The organism is Sporosarcina sp. HYO08 (assembly GCF_001563475.1).
Lineage (GTDB): Bacteria > Bacillota > Bacilli > Bacillales_A > Planococcaceae > Sporosarcina.
On the sequence record NZ_LPUT01000027.1, the window covers coordinates 24,503 to 41,671 of the forward strand.

General features: G+C 40.8%; 16 protein-coding genes. All 16 read left to right on the forward strand.

Annotated elements, in window-relative coordinates; all coding sequences use genetic code 11:
• Positions 1–11 precede the first annotated feature (11 nt).
• The 16 genes from ssb (at position 12) to AU377_RS09475 (ending at position 16,719) form a co-directional block, all read left to right on the forward strand.
• Positions 12–539, forward strand: a complete 528-nt coding sequence (ssb, locus tag AU377_RS09405; RefSeq protein WP_067407316.1) for a single-stranded DNA-binding protein — start codon at positions 12–14, stop codon at positions 537–539.
• A 45-nt stretch (positions 540–584) separates the two neighbouring features.
• Complete coding sequence (rpsR, locus tag AU377_RS09410) at positions 585–821, forward strand: 30S ribosomal protein S18 (RefSeq protein ID WP_067407318.1); 237 nt, start codon at positions 585–587, stop codon at positions 819–821.
• Between the two features lie 286 nt (positions 822–1,107).
• Positions 1,108–2,046 carry a YybS family protein gene (locus AU377_RS09415; RefSeq protein ID WP_067407319.1) on the forward strand — a complete coding sequence of 313 codons (939 nt, stop codon included), beginning with the start codon at positions 1,108–1,110 and terminating at the stop codon, positions 2,044–2,046.
• A gap of 12 nt (positions 2,047–2,058) precedes the next feature.
• The gene (locus AU377_RS09420; RefSeq protein ID WP_067407321.1) at positions 2,059–4,029 is read left to right on the forward strand and encodes a DHH family phosphoesterase; all 1,971 of its coding nucleotides are present in this window, start codon (positions 2,059–2,061) and stop codon (positions 4,027–4,029) included.
• A 22-nt stretch (positions 4,030–4,051) separates the two neighbouring features.
• On the forward strand, positions 4,052–4,498 hold the full coding sequence (gene rplI, locus AU377_RS09425; RefSeq protein ID WP_067407322.1) for a 50S ribosomal protein L9: 447 nt from the start codon (positions 4,052–4,054) through the stop codon (positions 4,496–4,498).
• Positions 4,499–4,513: 15 nt separating this feature from the next.
• Positions 4,514–5,866, forward strand: coding sequence for a replicative DNA helicase (gene dnaB / locus AU377_RS09430; RefSeq protein WP_067407325.1), 1,353 nt, complete (start codon positions 4,514–4,516; stop codon positions 5,864–5,866).
• Positions 5,867–6,111: 245 nt separating this feature from the next.
• A complete protein-coding gene (locus AU377_RS09435) occupies positions 6,112–7,584 on the forward strand; it encodes a M23 family metallopeptidase (protein WP_067407328.1) in 1,473 nt (490 codons plus the stop codon).
• 338 nt (positions 7,585–7,922) lie between these two features.
• Complete coding sequence (yycF, locus tag AU377_RS09440; protein WP_067407329.1) at positions 7,923–8,630, forward strand: response regulator YycF; 708 nt, start codon at positions 7,923–7,925, stop codon at positions 8,628–8,630.
• A 5-nt stretch (positions 8,631–8,635) separates the two neighbouring features.
• Entirely contained in the window at positions 8,636–10,459 is a 1,824-nt protein-coding gene (walK, locus tag AU377_RS09445; protein WP_067407330.1) for a cell wall metabolism sensor histidine kinase WalK, read from the forward strand.
• Complete coding sequence (locus tag AU377_RS09450; RefSeq protein WP_067407331.1) at positions 10,450–11,775, forward strand: YycH family regulatory protein; 1,326 nt, start codon at positions 10,450–10,452, stop codon at positions 11,773–11,775. Before walK ends, AU377_RS09450 begins: the two co-directional genes overlap by 10 nt.
• Positions 11,762–12,577 (forward strand): two-component system regulatory protein YycI, encoded by an 816-nt coding sequence (locus AU377_RS09455; RefSeq protein WP_067407333.1) that lies wholly within the window; start codon positions 11,762–11,764, stop codon positions 12,575–12,577. Before AU377_RS09450 ends, AU377_RS09455 begins: the two co-directional genes overlap by 14 nt.
• A gap of 12 nt (positions 12,578–12,589) precedes the next feature.
• Complete coding sequence (locus AU377_RS09460) at positions 12,590–13,378, forward strand: MBL fold metallo-hydrolase (RefSeq protein WP_067407335.1); 789 nt, start codon at positions 12,590–12,592, stop codon at positions 13,376–13,378.
• Positions 13,379–13,490: 112 nt separating this feature from the next.
• Entirely contained in the window at positions 13,491–14,747 is a 1,257-nt protein-coding gene (locus AU377_RS09465) for a S1C family serine protease (protein ID WP_082731995.1), read from the forward strand.
• Between the two features lie 167 nt (positions 14,748–14,914).
• Entirely contained in the window at positions 14,915–15,079 is a 165-nt protein-coding gene (locus AU377_RS15325; protein ID WP_253724456.1) for a CxxH/CxxC protein, read from the forward strand.
• A gap of 79 nt (positions 15,080–15,158) precedes the next feature.
• The gene (gene rlmH / locus AU377_RS09470) at positions 15,159–15,638 is read left to right on the forward strand and encodes a 23S rRNA (pseudouridine(1915)-N(3))-methyltransferase RlmH (RefSeq protein WP_067407337.1); all 480 of its coding nucleotides are present in this window, start codon (positions 15,159–15,161) and stop codon (positions 15,636–15,638) included.
• A 211-nt stretch (positions 15,639–15,849) separates the two neighbouring features.
• A complete protein-coding gene (locus AU377_RS09475; protein WP_067407338.1) occupies positions 15,850–16,719 on the forward strand; it encodes an AraC family transcriptional regulator in 870 nt (289 codons plus the stop codon).
• The last annotated feature ends 450 nt before the right edge of the window (positions 16,720–17,169 follow it).

The window sequence follows — 17,169 nt, forward strand, 5'->3', positions numbered from 1 at the left end:
GTTGAATTCTGATGATTAACCGTGTTGTTTTAGTAGGTCGACTGACGAAAGATCCCGAGCTTAAATATACACAAACAGGTATTGCTGTCACACGTTTTACATTAGCAGTAAACCGTGCTTTTTCTAACCAGCAAGGTGAAAGAGAAGCAGATTTTATCCAATGTGTGGCTTGGAGGAAACAAGCTGAAAATATCGCGAACTTCTTAAGAAAAGGAAGTCTTGTTGGCGTAGATGGCCGTATTCAGACCGGCAGTTTTGAAGGACAAGACGGAAAGCGTGTCTATACAACGGAAGTCGTTGCGGACAGCACGCAATTTCTTGAGCCGCGTAACGCAAATGCATCCTCTGAAAGAGCTCATGCTGGATCACAATATGGAGCACCGGCTTATGGGGCGCCAAATGAGCAGCCTCATTATCAGAATCAGCAGCCAAGTCAACAACCATATCAATCGAATCAGCAAAACTATACAAGAACGAACGACGATCCATTTTCGTCAGGCGGTCCGATAGAAGTATCGGACGACGACCTGCCGTTTTAAAATGACCGTCAACTAACAATCAAGAAAGTAAGGAGGGAATTCAATATGGCACCACGTCGCGGAGGACGCAGACGCCGTAAAGTCTGTTATTTCACGTCCAACAACATTACAAAAATCGACTATAAAGATACTGACCTGCTTAAGAAATTCATTTCTGAGCGTGGAAAAATCTTGCCTCGTCGTGTAACGGGCACAAGCGCAAAGTATCAACGTAAATTGACACTTGCGATCAAACGCTCACGCATCATGGCGCTTCTTCCATTTACAGCGGAAGAACGTTAATTTATAATTGTTTGTTACAAACCGCCTTCTATAACCGGCTCACCGGAAAGATGGCGGTTTTTTCTTTCATTGGTATATATTGAACGAATGCATGTGTAAAAACACAAACAATGATTAATCTGATTTAGCGAAAGTGCCCAAGCACTGTGAGTATTTATTTTAAGTTCAATTTATTTATAGAATATACGTTCCTACTTTGGTTAAAACCATCCAATCATGATACAATTAGGAAGTGTACCATTTAAAATGGAATCGAACCGCGTTTGAATAATCGGAGGAAAGTACTATGCAAGATAATGCACGAAAAATTACATACGGGGCAATGATGATTGCGCTGTTTGCCATCTTGCTGGCAGTCTCGCTTTATACACCTCTCATTGGCAGTATTACGATGTTTTTTATTCCTTTGCCAATCATTTTATATAGACTCCGCTATGATCGTACAGCTTCACTATTTGTCACGGCAACGGGCATTGTTTTATCCCTATTGGTCGGTGGAATCACCCTCATCCCATTTGCCCTCGTACATGGTTTACTCGGATTTGTTATTGGAGAAACGGTCAAAACGGGTAAATCTAAATTATATACATTCATGGCAACAGGTATTACATTAATTGTGACAATAATGATTTTCTACGTAGCGACAGTGCTTTTATTTAGTTTTAATATTATTGACGAATTACAGCGATACTTCATGGACACGCAAGAACAAGTCACGACCCTTATGACATCGTATGGCGGCGGTTTGCCAGAGAACTTTGAAGAAATGATGGCATCGCAAATGCTCTTTTATCAAAATGCCATTCCATCGATTTTTATCATTGGCGTTTTCCTTTTGGCATTCATAATCATTACGTTAAACTTAATGGTAGCACGTAGACTCGGCCATGAAGTGGCTAAATTTCCGCCGCTGCGGGAGATGAAATTGCCAGTTTTTACAGTCGTTCTTTACGGGATCCTTCTTCTTTTGACTTTATTGGTCAAGACGGAGCCCGGGACAACATTTTATTTAACTTTAATAAATGCCACGATTATTTTACGAACACTTTTCCTCCTGCAAGGGATTTCATTTATTCTTTACTATATGCATAAAGTGAAGCTACCAAACATTGTAGCAGTTATTGCAGTAATCTTCGGATTGGCATTAAGTCCGATGACGACAATGCTGGGAATACTAGATTCAGGTGTCAATATTCGGGGGTGGATTGGAAAAGATAAGAAGTAAGGAGTGAGCCCAATGACGTCATTTTTTAGACAGAGATCCATACGCTATCCACTGGCGGCATTGTCATTACTCGGTGTGCTTGCTGCAGTGTTTCTTTTCTTTTTCCAGTTTTGGATTGGATTACTTTTCACCGTGCTCTTTGTAGTCGGCTTAGGGTTTGCATGGACATTAGAAGAGAAAACCTACCTGGATGCGGAGAAACATATCGAAACACTTTCCTATCGGATGAAAAAAGTGGGAGAAGAGGCATTACTTGAGCTTCCCATAGGAATTATCTTGACGAATGAGAAAAACATTATCGAGTGGGCAAATCCATACGCGGTAAAAATGTTCGACTCAGAAACACTCGTTGGGGAAGAACTGCCTAGGCTGTCCGAACAATTTCATACGATTTTGAAGGGTGATAGCCATGATGCACACGCCTTAACAATTGGTGAACAAACGTACAATGTTCACTATAAAGCGGAAGAAAAGCTCATTTATTTCTTTAATATTACAAAGCAAAAAGAAGTAGAAGAATTATATCATGCAGATCGTTCTGTACTTGGTATATTGTTAATAGATAACTACGATGAACTTGCACAAACAATGGATGACCAGACGAGAAGCCACCTAAATTCGATTGTAACATCGTGTATTAATAGGTGGGGTATCGAAAATGGCATATTCGTAAAACGGATTGCATCTGATCGTTTCTTAGCTGTTTTGAATGAAGAAACGCTTGCACAGTTGGAAAAAAATAAGTTTTCTATTTTAGACGACATTCGTGACACAACAGGAGAACATAGAACTTCACTAACGCTGAGTATTGGTGTAGGAACAGGATCTGCTTCATTGATTGAGCTTGGTGAACTGGCACAATCGAGTTTAGATCTTGTGTTGGGGCGAGGTGGGGATCAGGTTGCCATTAAAAGGTCCGATGGGAAACTGAAATTTTATGGTGGTAAAACCAATCCAGTAGAAAAAAGAACACGGGTCCGTGCCCGCGTTATTTCTCATGCATTACGTGATTTAATTCAAGGGAGCGACCAAGTCTTTGTCATGGGTCATAAGATGCCTGATATGGACGCGATTGGCGCAGCCATTGGCGTTCGTAAAATGGCGCGTATGAATCATATCGAAGGGTTTGTTATCGTCAATTTCAATGAATTAGATGCGAGTGTAACGCGGTTAATGGATGAGATTGAACAAGATACAGATCTTTTCGATCATTTTATCGACTCAGAAACAGCATTGTCGATGATCACGGAAAGATCGCTTGTCGTCGTTGTTGATACACATAAACCGAGTATGGTGATTGATGAGCGGATTGTTGACAAGGCCGAGAAAGTTGTCGTCATCGATCATCACAGACGCGGCGAAGAATTTATCAACCAAACAATGCTTGTCTATATGGAGCCATATGCGTCTTCTACAGCGGAATTGGTCACGGAGTTAATCGAATACCAACCGAAACATGAAGAGTTAACGATGCTTGAGTCGACGGCACTTCTTGCGGGCATTGTTGTCGATACAAAGAGCTTTACGCTCCGTACAGGGGCAAGAACGTTTGAAGCAGCGTCTTACCTGCGTACAAAAGGCGCAGACACGGTGCTTGTACAACGCCTCTTAAAGGAAGATATCGCAACGTATATTGAACGTGCCAAGCTCATTGAAGGTGTTGAATTGACGGAGGAAGGCATTGCTATTGCAACGGGAGAGAATGAGAAAGCTTATGGATCGGTATTGATCGCACAAACAGCAGATATTTTACTCACCATGCAAGGTGTCATTGCATCGTTTGTTATTGCCCCTCGCATGGATGGGAAAATCGGTATTAGTGCAAGATCACTTGGCGAAGTGAATGTCCAGCGTGTGATGGAAGAGCTTGGCGGGGGCGGGCACTTAACGAATGCTGCTTGTCAGCTCAATGTAGAATCGGTTAAAGTAGCAAAAGCAATGTTGAAGTCTGTATTAAATGATTTGCAAAATGAAGAAGAATAATTGGTGAAAGGGGAAATATCACATGAAAGTTATTTTCTTAAAAGATGTTAAAGGTAAAGGGAAAAAAGGCGAAGTAAAAGAAGTATCGGTAGGCTATGCTCAAAACTTTTTACTGAAAAATAACTACGCGGTTGAAGCAACGCCAGCTAATTTAAGTAAGCTTGAAGGACAAAAGAAACGTGTAGCAAAAGACGCGGCAGAAGAATTGGCAGCTGCCAAACAGCTGAAAGCACAAATTGATGAAATGACAGTGGAAATGAAAGCAAAGTCAGGTGAAGGCGGTCGTTTATTTGGTTCAATTACGACGAAGCAAATTGCTGACGCATTGTTAAAGGACAAAGGTATTAAAGTAGATCGCCGTAAAATGGAACTGCCAGATGCAATCCGTGCGCTTGGATTTACGAATGTGCCGATTAAAATTCACCCAGAAGTTACAGCAAAGCTTAAAGTGCATGTAACGGAAGAATGATAAGGAGAAATTGAAATGGATCAGATGATCGATCGCACGCCACCCCATAACCATGAAGCGGAACAGTCGGTCATCGGGGCAATTTTTCTAGATCCGCAAACACTCATTACGGCTGCGGAAATTCTCATGCCAGAGGACTTTTATAGAAGAGCACATGAGAAAATTTTCGATACGATGATAGTGTTAAGCGATAAAGGACAAGCCATTGACGTCGTAACAGTTACAGAAGAATTATCCGCGAAAAAGGAACTGGAAAACGTCGGCGGCATTTCCTACTTAATGGAACTTGCCAATGCGGTTCCGACCGCGGCGAATGTTGTCCATTATGCAAAAATTGTTGAAGAAAAGGCCTTATTAAGACGCCTTATTCGTGTTGCGACAAAAATTGTCGAGGATGGATATACGCGAGAAGACGAAGTAGAAGCGTTACTTGCCGAAGCGGAAAAGAAAATGATGGAAGTCGCTAATCGGAAAAATGCAGGTGATTTCAAGCATATTAAGGATGTTCTCGTTGAAACATACGACAATATCGAGCTTCTACATACACGGAAAGGCGATATTACTGGGATTCCGACAGGCTTCCGTGATTTGGATCGGATTACGGCTGGTTTCCAACGCAACGACTTAATTATCGTGGCAGCGCGTCCATCTGTCGGGAAGACGGCTTTTGCCCTGAACGTGGCGCAAAATGTTGCGACGAAAACCGATGAAAATGTTGCGATCTTTAGTCTTGAGATGGGAGCAGAGCAGCTTGTGATGCGGATGCTTTGTGCGGAAGGAAATATTGATGCCCAAGTACTTCGAACCGGTTCTTTGGAGGCGGAAGATTGGCGCAAGCTGACAATGGCGATGGGCAGTCTATCCAATGCTGGTATATTTATTGACGATACGCCTGGTATTCGGATTAATGAGATCCGTTCAAAATGCCGGAGACTGCAGCAAGAGCATGGGTTGGGCATGATCATGATTGACTATTTGCAGCTCATCATGGGAAGCGGTAGATCAGGAGAAAACCGACAACAGGAAGTATCGGAAATTTCTCGTTCACTAAAAGCACTTGCGCGGGAATTAAAAGTACCCGTCATTGCATTGTCTCAGCTTTCTCGCGGCGTTGAGCAGCGGCAGGATAAGCGTCCAATGATGTCTGACCTTCGTGAGTCAGGAAGTATTGAGCAAGATGCGGATATCGTTTCGTTTCTTTACAGGGAAGACTATTATGATAAAGAAACGGAAAACCAGAATATGATTGAAATTATTATTGCGAAGCAGCGGAATGGTCCAACGGGAACTGTGACACTTGCTTTTGCTAAAGAATATAATAAGTTCGTAAATATTGACTGGAGTCAGCATGAATCGCCGGCTTATTAAAACCCTTTGCAAAAAATGCAAAGGGTTTTATTTTTTTGAGGTTCCCCATTGATTCCTTCCTCAAATCACCTAATAACTGTAATTCTATAGGAAGAATTGGATGTTATAATACAATTTCATTACAAATTTCGACAAACCTACAAGTCAGATGTCGAATATGTTAGATTTATAGGGGTGAAATTTTTCATATATTTTAATTTAGATGATACCGGTACTTTCGGTGAAGGACGGAAGGAGTTTCATAGATGTTTTACAGGAAAACAAAGGATGGCGAGAACAGGACAACGAACCATTGGTTGAAACGGCCTGTTAAGCAAGTCTATAAAATAGTGATTATTACAGCTTTGCTTGCTGGATTAAGTGTCAATGCTGGCTTTGCAACGGAAAAAATAAATTCTGATTTGCATACGATTTATCACATCTATTCAGAAGATGAATATATCGGTGTTTTATCTGATGATCAGAAACTAGAGCAATTGAAAGAAAATACTATCGAAAACGCGGCCTCCGAATTTGAGAATCTCCCGCTTACGATTGGAACGGATTTCTCGATCATTCCAGAACGAGTCTTTGCAGTTCAAAATGACGATGCGCCAGTACTAGAAAAAATTGAAAGTTTGTTTTCCATAGAAGCGGAAGCAATCGGTTTGACGATTGACGACGAGCTTGCACTTTACGTGAAAGACATGGAAGCATACGAACAGTTGGTGCGTTTGTTAAAACTTCAATCTGTGAGTGAAAAAGAGCTTACCGAATTCGAAGCCCGCCAAGCTACTACTACTGCTATTCCCCCATTGAAGGATAATGAAACACGCGTGATCGACATTCAGCTGAGTGGGAAGTTAGAAGCGGTAGAAGGACAAACTGTACCAGAAGAAGTCTATAATGCAGAACAAGCGCTAGAGCTCTTAAAAAAAGGGAAACAAGTAGAGAAGCCTTATACGATTAAAAAAGGCGATGTTTTTGAAAAAATTGCCGCAAAACATCATATGAAAGTCTCGGAGCTGCTTGAACTCAACCCAAATTATACAGTAGACACACTACTGCAAATTGGGAAAGAATTGACGGTTACGTATATGGAGCCATACGTGGAAGTAGATGTCTTATACGAATCTAAAAAGCTAGAAACGATTCAGCACCAAACGATTACAGAAAAAGACAGCTCCCGCTTGAAAGGTGAGACGACGATTAAGCGGAGAGGTTCGGATGGAAAGAAGGCTGTGACGGAACGAATTCGTAAACGAAATGGACAAGTCGTTGGCCATGCAGTTGAACAAGTAGAAACACTTGTGGCTGCCGTTGATGAAGTGAAAGTTGTCGGAACGAAAGTGATCGCTTCACGCGGAACAGGGACTTTCAAATGGCCAGCAGTGGGCGGCTATATTTCCAGTCATATGGGAACGCGCTGGGGACGTATGCACCAAGGGATTGATATCGCACGTCCATCTTCCTATAGTATTTTAGCATCTGATAATGGTGTCGTAACGACTGCGGGCGGGCATAGTACGTATGGCAATCGTATCGTCATTAAGCATAATAATGGGTATGAAACATTGTATGCTCATTTGTCATCAATTGATGTACGTGTTGGACAAACTGTCCAGCAAGGGCAAAAAATTGGTGTGATGGGCTCAACAGGTCGCTCGACAGGTGTTCATTTACATTTTGAAGTATTCAAAAATGGAGCGAATATTAATCCGATGAGTGTTTTAAATTAAGTTGAATGATGATAAGGAGGTGCCCGCTGCTCAACAATGACAGAGCAGCGGGTACCTGTTTTTTTCGAATGAATCTAAGAGGGTTTAACGAAAAGAGGGAGTCTCCAACAGACGTTTACTAAATCATATTTAATCAACTCAATTTAATTACCCGGGAAATAGTAAAAGGAGAAGATTGGATGGGAGATTTTTCAATGGGGGCTATGCAACCTATCGTTTACAATGTCGTATAAGTGATGTACTGACTGATAAACTAGTACGTGCGATTTATTGTGAACAATGATAGAGTAAAGGGATAGTTGATACTTGCGCCTTAAGGGGCGGGAAAGGGTAGAAACATGCAAAACAAAACGATTTTAGTTGTTGATGATGAAAAGCCTATTGCTGATATACTTGAATTTAATTTGAAAAAAGAAGGATTTACTGTTTATTGTGCTTATGATGGAGATAGTGCATTGGAGAAAGTGGAAGAAGTAAAGCCGGATTTGATGCTCTTGGATATTATGCTTCCAAAGCGAGATGGCATGGAAGTATGTCGGGAAGTACGAAAAAAGTATGATTTTCCGATCATTATGTTGACGGCAAAAGACTCCGAAATTGATAAAGTGCTGGGCTTGGAGCTAGGTGCCGATGATTATGTCACCAAGCCATTTGGAACGCGGGAATTGATCGCCCGTGTGAAAGCCAACTTGCGTAGACATATGAAGGCTTCTGAAGAAGTGGAAGAAGAAACAAATGATATTACGGTTGGCAGTTTAACAATTCAGCCGGATGCTTATCTTGTTCAAAAACGTGACGAATCGATCGAGCTTACGCATCGTGAGTTTGAACTGCTACATTATTTAGCAAAGCATATTGGTCAAGTCATGACGCGCGAGCATTTGCTGCAAACTGTATGGGGATATGATTATTTTGGGGATGTCCGCACAGTCGACGTGACGATTCGGCGCCTGCGTGAAAAGATTGAAGATACACCAAGCCATCCCGCGTGGATTGTCACAAGACGCGGCGTAGGATATTACTTGCGTGATCCGGAACAGGAGTAAAGTGTATGCAGAAAGTGGGATTTTTTCGTTCAATCCATGTGAAATTTGTACTCATTTACGTGATGCTTATTTTGATCGCCATGCAAATTATAGGTCTTTACTTTGCACGTGAACTCGAAGAAACATTAAAAGAAAACTTTACAACATCGATTGAAGACCGAATGAATCTCATTGAATTTAGTGTACGTGAAGAAATATTAAAAGAACGTTCCGAGGACGATCCGACGCTTGAACAAAGTCTTCGGATCGTCCTTTCGGGTTTCACGTCAGATGATATCAATGAAATTCGGGTCGTCAATCCAAAATATAGGATTTTAGCGACATCTGTTCTGGATAATCAGTCAATGGTTGGCCAACGTTCAATGGATGATATTGTACGACGCTCTATTTCGTCTGAGGCACCGTATAACAATACGTACTTGGATCAAGCTTCTCAGGAACGAATTTTAGTCTATGCAGTCCCAGTCCTATATGGAGATGAAGTACTCGGTGCGCTACATGTGAAATCCAATATCGAAATCGTTTATAAGCAAATTGAGGAGATTAATCATATCTTGGCCGGTGGAACCGCCGTCTCTTTAACAATTACAATTATTGTCGGTATTTTTATTGCCCAGACGATGACGAAACCCATTTCGGATATGAGACGGCAAGCACAAGCGATGGCGAAAGGGAACTTCTCTCGAAAAGTGCATGTGTACGGGGATGATGAATTAGGGCAGCTGGCGATTGCTTTTAATCATTTAACGAGCCAGTTAGAAGAATCACATTCGACAACTGAAAGTGAGCGGAGAAAACTTGCATCCATCTTGGCCAATATGACAGATGGTGTCATCGCCACAGACCGGAGAGGACGCGTCAGCCTCATCAATGACTCTGCATTATCGATGTTGCGGACATCACGTGAACTCGTTTTAAATCGCCCCATTTCCAATGTCTTAGGGGTGGACCAAGTATATACATTTGAAGATCTTGCTGAAGTAAAAGATTCTATTGTGCTTGACTTTAGTACAGAGCAGCGTCCATACATTTTACGGGCAACGTTATCAGTGACACAAAGGGAAACCGGATTCGTCAATGGTCTTATCGTCGTGTTGCACGATAATACCGAGCAGGAAAAAATCGACATGGAACGAAGGGAATTTGTTTCAAATGTTTCACATGAGTTGCGCACGCCGTTAACGACAATGCGAAGCTATTTAGAGGCACTTGCGGAAGGAGCTTGGAAAAACGAAGAAATTGCACCTTCCTTTTTGCATGTGACGCAAACTGAGACAGAGCGAATGATTCGGCTCGTCAACGATTTATTAAAGTTATCGCGTATGGATAGCCAAGATTACGATTTGAATAAGGAATGGGTAGAATTCTCCTATTTTTTCAATGCCATTATCGATCGATTTGAGTTTTCAAAATCCCAAAATGTTCATTTCCAACGGGTTTTTCCATCCGAAGATTTATTCGTTGAAATTGACACTGATAAGATGACACAGGTCATCGACAATATTATTTCCAATGCGTTGAAGTATTCCCCAGACGGTGGGAATATTCGTTTTCGTATTAAACCGCTAAACGAGATGATTGAAGTGTCTATTTCAGATGATGGAATGGGGATTCCGAAAGAAAATGTGAAGCGCATTTTCGAACGTTTTTACCGAGCAGATCGTGCAAGATCTCGTGCATTGGGAGGAACAGGTCTGGGTCTTGCAATTTCCAAAGAAATGATTAAAGCACATGGCGGAGAAATTTGGGCGGAAAGTGAAGAGGGGAAAGGAACAACGATTTCCTTTACGCTGCCATTTGTGCAACAAGAGGAAGGTGAGTGGGATTGAAATACATTGAGCCAGTAAAAAGCATTGTTTTAGTCTTACTTGTCCTTTCTAGCATTATCTTTACTTTTTCGATTTGGACGTATACCCCGCGTATTGAACCGATTGAGCAATTGCAAACAGTCGATATTTCCATTGCGGAAAAGATGACAATTGAGGAAATTATCAAGCCCTATAAGATTGTCTTTCATGATGAAAATGAATTGAAAGGGTCTTTGCAAGCTGCTGACATCGACTACTTAGTCGACCGGATGAAAACGTGGGAAGTTACAAACTTAGTTCTTATCAACAGCAACTTTGAAGCGGAGGATTTAGAAATTCTCCTTCAACAACCATCGAATTTAGCGATCTACTTTCATAATGCTATTCCGCTGCCCGCTTATGATACCGTGTTGAATATTGAAGGCACGAATGTTGCGGAAGCGTCGTTTGATCAAATTATTGTCAGTTGGCAATCTGGCTTCCCAGCAGATGTTTATTTCATTAACCGAGACAATAAACAGCTTTATAGTGGAAAGTTAAGAGCCGAAAGTAACGAAACCTTTCAGTCTTCTGTCATCGCATGGGGGCGTGAACTTGGGTCCTATCAAAGAGTTGTCGGTGAAGGTATTTCCTCCATCATGATACCTAAAGAGCCGATTAAAGCAATCCGCAATACGTATTATGTCGAGGAAATTAGTCTTAACCGTTTTCGTGATGCCTTATTTAGCGATCCGAATGTTGTTAGAAGAAGTCAAGTAGGACAGAATGAGGAATTTACTGATGACCGTGCCCTAATGAGTATTAATCGGGATAAAAGAACGTTAAATTATGTCATCCCAGCTGCAGAAAGTAGGGAACCCGCCATTCCATCAGAGTTATTACTAAACACCATTGATTATGTAAATGAGCATGGCGGCTGGACGGATGAATATCGCTTTACGTATATGAATCCATTGTCCCGCTACGTTAAATTCCAGTTATTCGTGCATGGATTGCCGGTTTTTGGGGAATCTCCAGGCTCTACTGAAATTATTCATATTTGGGGGGAAGATCGTATTTTTCGCTATATGCGTCCTTACTTCACGCTTGACAGACTTCGGTCCGACGAATCCGAGGTGAAGATGCTGCCATCGGGTTCAGATGTCATAGAACAGTTAAGGGCATCCACGAAAATCGATTTTGATCTAATTGAAGAAATTATACCGGGCTACTATATAAAACAAGATGCAGAACGTCAATTTTTGACAATGGAGCCTTCCTGGTTTTACTTGATCGAAGATAGTTGGACCCGATTTTCACCGGAACAGCTTGGAGGTGGACAAGTTGGACTGGAATAAAACGAAAACCATTTTTATTGTTATCTTTTCCATCTTGAACGTTTTTCTCTATTCACTCTATTTAAATCAACGAACAGAGGCACAAAATGTCCAGGTTGCAGGGAAATTATCGATTGAAGAATCGCTAGGGATGGACAATATTACGTATGACACATTGCCATCCTATAAAAATGAATCTGCCTATGTTTCGGGGAAAAAAGTTGTTTTTAAACAAGAAGATGTGAATCGTTTGCCACACCAGGTTGTGACCATCATCGATGATACGAAACTAACATCGGAGATGAAAGAACCGCTTTCGATACGAAATGGTAAAGGAACGTATCAATTCACAGAGTTTCTCACGAATTACGTTTGGCACGGCACCGAATATGTATTGTGGGAAGTTGACGAAGAAGCAAGAAAAGCAACGTTCTTCCAGCATGTAAACGGTGAACCACTCTATTTTAGCCCGAATGCGATGCTTGTGGCGCATTGGGATGAAGAGAATCTTTTAACGCATTATGAACAGCGCATGTTTAAGGATTTTGTCAGTTTTAATCGGAAGAAAGTATTGTTGTCTCCACTGGAGGCAATTGGATCCCTTGCTTCGCGCGGTTATTTAAAACAAGATTCTAAAGTGACAAATGTTGAGCTAGGCTATTCAACACTTGTGCAGCTATTGACGGAAACACAAGTATTTGCTCCAACCTGGCATGTTCGTGTAAAATCGAAGGACGGGGAATTAGAAGACTACTTCATCAATGCCATTGAAGGTAAAGTGACAGAATTTCAAGTGGAATTATTGGAAGATGCAAGTGGATAAGGAGTTTTTACAATGCGTTTTAGTGTACTTGCAAGCGGCAGTACCGGCAATGCAATTTTCATAGAAAATGACGAGCATCGATTTCTTGTCGATGCTGGCTTTAGTGGAAAGAAAATGGAAGCCCTTCTATCAGGCATTGATCGTTCTTTAGCGCAGATAGATGGTATATTCGTCACACATGAACATAGCGACCATATTAAAGGGATCGGTGTCATTGCGCGAAAACATGGCATTCCCATTTATGCGAACGAGAAAACATGGCGGGCGATGGATGGCCTTGTTGGCAATATCCCGCTCGACCAGCAATTCCAATTTGATATGGAAACGGTCAAATCATTCGGCTCTATCGATATCCAATCATTTGCGGTTTCGCATGACGCGGCTGATCCAATGTTTTATATCTTTCATGAAAATGAGAGAAAGCTTGTCGTCATCACAGACACAGGATATGTTAGTGATCGGATGAAAGGGTTCATTCGCGGGGCGGATGCCTTTGTCTTTGAAAGTAATCATGATGTAGGGATGCTGCAAATGGGACGTTATCCGTGGTCTATCAAACGTCGTATATTAAGCGATGTCGGCCACGTGTCTAATGAAGATGCTGCCATAGCGATGAGTGAAGTCGTGGAAGAAAAAGAAACACGTATTTATCTTTCTCACTTAAGTAAGGATAATAATATGAAAGACTTGGCGCGGATGAGTGTTTCTCAGACACTGGAAACTTGCGGCATTAGGCCTGGCGAATTTGTCCATTTATTTGATACAGATGCAGAAAAGCCGACTGAGCTTGTGGAAGTTTAAGAAACCTCACCATGTGTGAGGTTTTTTCTTTTGCATCGGATCTGGTTAAAACGTTAAAGTAGAGATGTAACGGGTAAAGTGAATAATAACGTATGAAGAGAGGATGAGGTCTATGGACGAGAATAATCAAAACAATCTTAATCAACGTCCCACACCATCTGTCGAGGAATCGAGCCAGCCACTAGAAAGACGTGTGGATCCATCGAAACCGCCGACACCCAAACGAAGGGGCGGCTTTTTACCAAGTTTGGCAGGTGCGGTCGTTGGTGGTCTAATTGTTTGGCTACTTATGTCATCTATTAACGGCAATCCAACGACTGTACAAACGACTGATTCAAACAAAAAGCCGATCGGGACAGAAAGAGTAGCGCTAGATATTCAGACAGATATTACCGATGTCGTTGGAAAAGTGACTGACACGGTTGTCGGTATTACCAATTTACAAACCGTACGTGATTTTTGGTCGACAACCGGTACGACACAGGAAACGGGCGTTGGATCAGGTGTCATTTATAAAAAACAAAATGGCAAAGCCTATATCGTTACGAATCATCACGTCGTTGAAGGTGCGCAAGAACTTGAAATTACATTTGACGATGGTACAAAAGTTCCCGGGAAGCTTGTCGGAAGTGACATATGGACAGATCTGGCTGTCGTTGAAATTGACGATAAGCATGTGAAAACCGTCATCGAATTTGGCGATTCCGATGCATTAAAACGTGGTGAAACTGTCATTGCCATCGGAAATCCACTTGGTCTCGGATTTGCAGGCTCCGTCACGGTTGGCGTATTATCCGGTAAAGATCGAACTATTCCAATCGATTTTGATAACAATGGGACCATCGACTGGCAAGCAGATGCTTTGCAAACAGATGCCGCCATTAATCCTGGAAACTCAGGAGGAGCGCTCATTAACATGGGCGGCCAGCTCATCGGTATTAACTCCATGAAAATCTCACAAGCGGCCGTAGAAGGAATAGGCCTTGCGATTCCGATCAATGTCGCGATTCCAATTATTGAGCATCTTGAGACAACCGGTGAAGTCCTTCGTCCAACGATGGGCGTCACACTTATGGATTTACGGAGTGTACCAGAGCAACAACAACGTACAGTTCTCAACTTGCCGGAAAATGTGAAAGATGGCGTTGTCGTGACGGAAGTGATACGAAATACTCCTGCACAAGCAGCCGGCGTTCAACAATATGATGTAATTGCGGAAATGGATGGTGTAAAAATCACTGACATGGTAGAACTACGCAAACATCTGTATACATCAAAGAATGTAGGAGATACGATGCAGATGAAAGTGTATCGGGACGGAAAACTCGTGGAAATAGAAATGGTGTTAAAGGATGGTCATTCTTTTTAATCGAGGAAAATGACAAAGAGATTACAAATCTTATCCACAGACAGGCAGAATGGCAAATCAACAGCTATTCTGCCTGTCTTTTTAAGGAATAAAATTAATTTGTGGATAAATTTCTGAAAATGTGAATAACTATGTGAACAATAAAATTAAGGAAAGTTGGAAGAAGAGTGAAAATTTACAGTTGTGAAACCCATATAGATCAAGCTTTAGAAGAGTTTATAGAAAAAGAAGAGAAATTTCCGATGCTAAAACTAATACCACAGGATGAAAAGTTATCCACAATTTGTGCACAGTGTAAAACACCTGCGATATATATTGTAGCGAACGAGTAATCTGCTACAATATGTAGATAAGACTTGTGGATATGTGCATAAGTTCTGTTAATAACATTTTAAAAAAGGTGGACAACTTGTGAATATTACAATTGTAACAGTAGGCAAATTAAAAGAGAAGTATTTAAAAATGGGGATGGATGAATTCGCGAAACGGCTTAATCCCTATGCAAAACTATCATTCGTTGAAGTCGCAGACGAAAAAGCACCTGAAACATTAAGCGATGCTGAAATGGAAAATGTAAAGAAGAAAGAAGCTGATCGTATATTAGCGAAGATCGGGGCGGACGCATACGTCATCGCCCTTGCGATTGAAGGGAAAATGAAAACATCGGAGGAATTAGCCGAGAGTTTAGGGTCCTTAATGACCTACGGCCGCAGCAAAGTCGTGTTTGTCATCGGCGGATCACTAGGACTGCATGATGATGTGTTAAAGCGAGCGGATGAGTTATTGTCATTTTCTAAAATGACTTTTCCGCATCAAATGATGAAGCTGATCTTGCTCGAGCAGGTGTATCGGGGTTTTCGAATTATGCGGGGTGAACCGTATCATAAGTAAATCAGTTTTTTTATTTTAATAGATCCATCACTGAGAAGTTAGAGGTTATGTCTAACATAGAGGTTGTTCAAAACGAGAGCGAAATCAATCAAAAGCAGCTTAGAGATACTCTAAGCTGCTTTTGATGCTAATCCGATATAATCCGTATAAATAATATCGAGTGAAAAATCAATGATAGCGATATGATGTAATTATAAAGGAGGGAAATGAAATGTTACAAGAATTCAATCTTTTAATGGATTATATCGAAAAACATTTAACCAAAGAAATTACTGGAAAAGAGATATCAAAAATTGTCGGGCTATCTGATTATCATTTTAAAAGAATGTTTTCGTATATGGCTGGAATGTCATTGAATGAGTATATCAAAAACAGGAGATTATCAGAAGCGAATCTTGAGTTAATAAATGGTGCGAAAGTGACAGATATTGCCTATAAATATGGCTATCAATCAATCGAAGGATTTTCAAGAGCCTTTCGTGAATGGTGCGGCTTCTTACCTTCAGAAGTAACAAAAAACAAAATTCAAAAATCATTTCCCAAGTTTTCATTTTTTATAGATATAAGGGGAGGAATTTCCATGGAATTCAAAATTGAAAAGAAAGAGAAATTTAATATAGTAGGTGTATTGAAAAAGGTACCGATACAATTTGAAGGAGTCAATCAGGCAATCTTAGAACTAGCTCAGTCTATTACTGAACAACAAAGAAACGAAATGCATCAATTAGCTGATTTACATCCTCATCAAGTCTTGAATGTATCTTATGATTTTGATGATGATTACCTGGAGGAAAAAGGCTTCCTAACTCATATGATTGGTTTTGCAACGACAAAAGAAAACCCATTTGATGATTTAGAACAACTTTCTATTGAAGAAAGTTTATGGGCAATTTTCCCTAATCAAGGACCATTTCCCGCTACCCTTCAAGAAACGACCGCAAAAATTTATTCGGAATGGTTGCCATCTTCAGGTTATGAAATAGTCGACCTACCTGGAATTTCTTTCACAAAGCATGAAGGTACTTATGAAAATGTATATAGCGAAGTTTGGATGCCAGTAAGGGAAAAAAGTAAGCACTAGTTATAAGACTGAAGATCTGTCTTCAGGGGGATGAATTGTTGTTCAGATTACTTCACAAGTACTCTGAAATAGGGGCAAAAAAAGTAACAGCACCTTCTCATTTGATGAAAAGGTGCTGTTTTTATTCGTTATTCCCTTCACTTGATCAAAAAAGAATGACCTAATACAAGATATGCTGGCTTCCTGCGCTTATCCTGCTTTTATTTTCTTTAACCTTCGCCTTTACTGATAAAAAACAAGTACCGAATTGTTCCAGATATCAGCTATATAAATTGAAATAATGGTTATCTCTATAGAAGAAGGAATAGGTGAGAGAATGGCGAGGATAATAAACGGTGTAGTTTACCTGTATATCTAATCACTATGTTTATGTAATAAATTTTCTGTTTACCCTATTTAATCAGTTATTTACATGTAAAAAAGCAGTAAATAGACGTTTTTTAGTGCCAA

Bases quoted from the DNA above. Each gene is read 5' to 3' on its own strand.
- ssb (WP_067407316.1), top strand. From the start codon at position 12: ATGATTAACCGTGTTGTTTTAGTAGGTCGACTGACGAAAGATCCCGAG.
- rpsR (WP_067407318.1), top strand. From the start codon at position 585: ATGGCACCACGTCGCGGAGGACGCAGACGCCGTAAAGTCTGTTATTTC.
- AU377_RS09415 (WP_067407319.1), top strand. From the start codon at position 1,108: ATGCAAGATAATGCACGAAAAATTACATACGGGGCAATGATGATTGCG.
- AU377_RS09420 (WP_067407321.1), top strand. From the start codon at position 2,059: ATGACGTCATTTTTTAGACAGAGATCCATACGCTATCCACTGGCGGCA.
- rplI (WP_067407322.1), top strand. From the start codon at position 4,052: ATGAAAGTTATTTTCTTAAAAGATGTTAAAGGTAAAGGGAAAAAAGGC.
- dnaB (WP_067407325.1), top strand. From the start codon at position 4,514: ATGGATCAGATGATCGATCGCACGCCACCCCATAACCATGAAGCGGAA.
- AU377_RS09435 (WP_067407328.1), top strand. From the start codon at position 6,112: ATGTTTTACAGGAAAACAAAGGATGGCGAGAACAGGACAACGAACCAT.
- yycF (WP_067407329.1), top strand. From the start codon at position 7,923: ATGCAAAACAAAACGATTTTAGTTGTTGATGATGAAAAGCCTATTGCT.
- walK (WP_067407330.1), top strand. From the start codon at position 8,636: ATGCAGAAAGTGGGATTTTTTCGTTCAATCCATGTGAAATTTGTACTC.
- AU377_RS09460 (WP_067407335.1), top strand. From the start codon at position 12,590: ATGCGTTTTAGTGTACTTGCAAGCGGCAGTACCGGCAATGCAATTTTC.
- AU377_RS09465 (WP_082731995.1), top strand. From the start codon at position 13,491: ATGGACGAGAATAATCAAAACAATCTTAATCAACGTCCCACACCATCT.
- AU377_RS09475 (WP_067407338.1), top strand. From the start codon at position 15,850: ATGTTACAAGAATTCAATCTTTTAATGGATTATATCGAAAAACATTTA.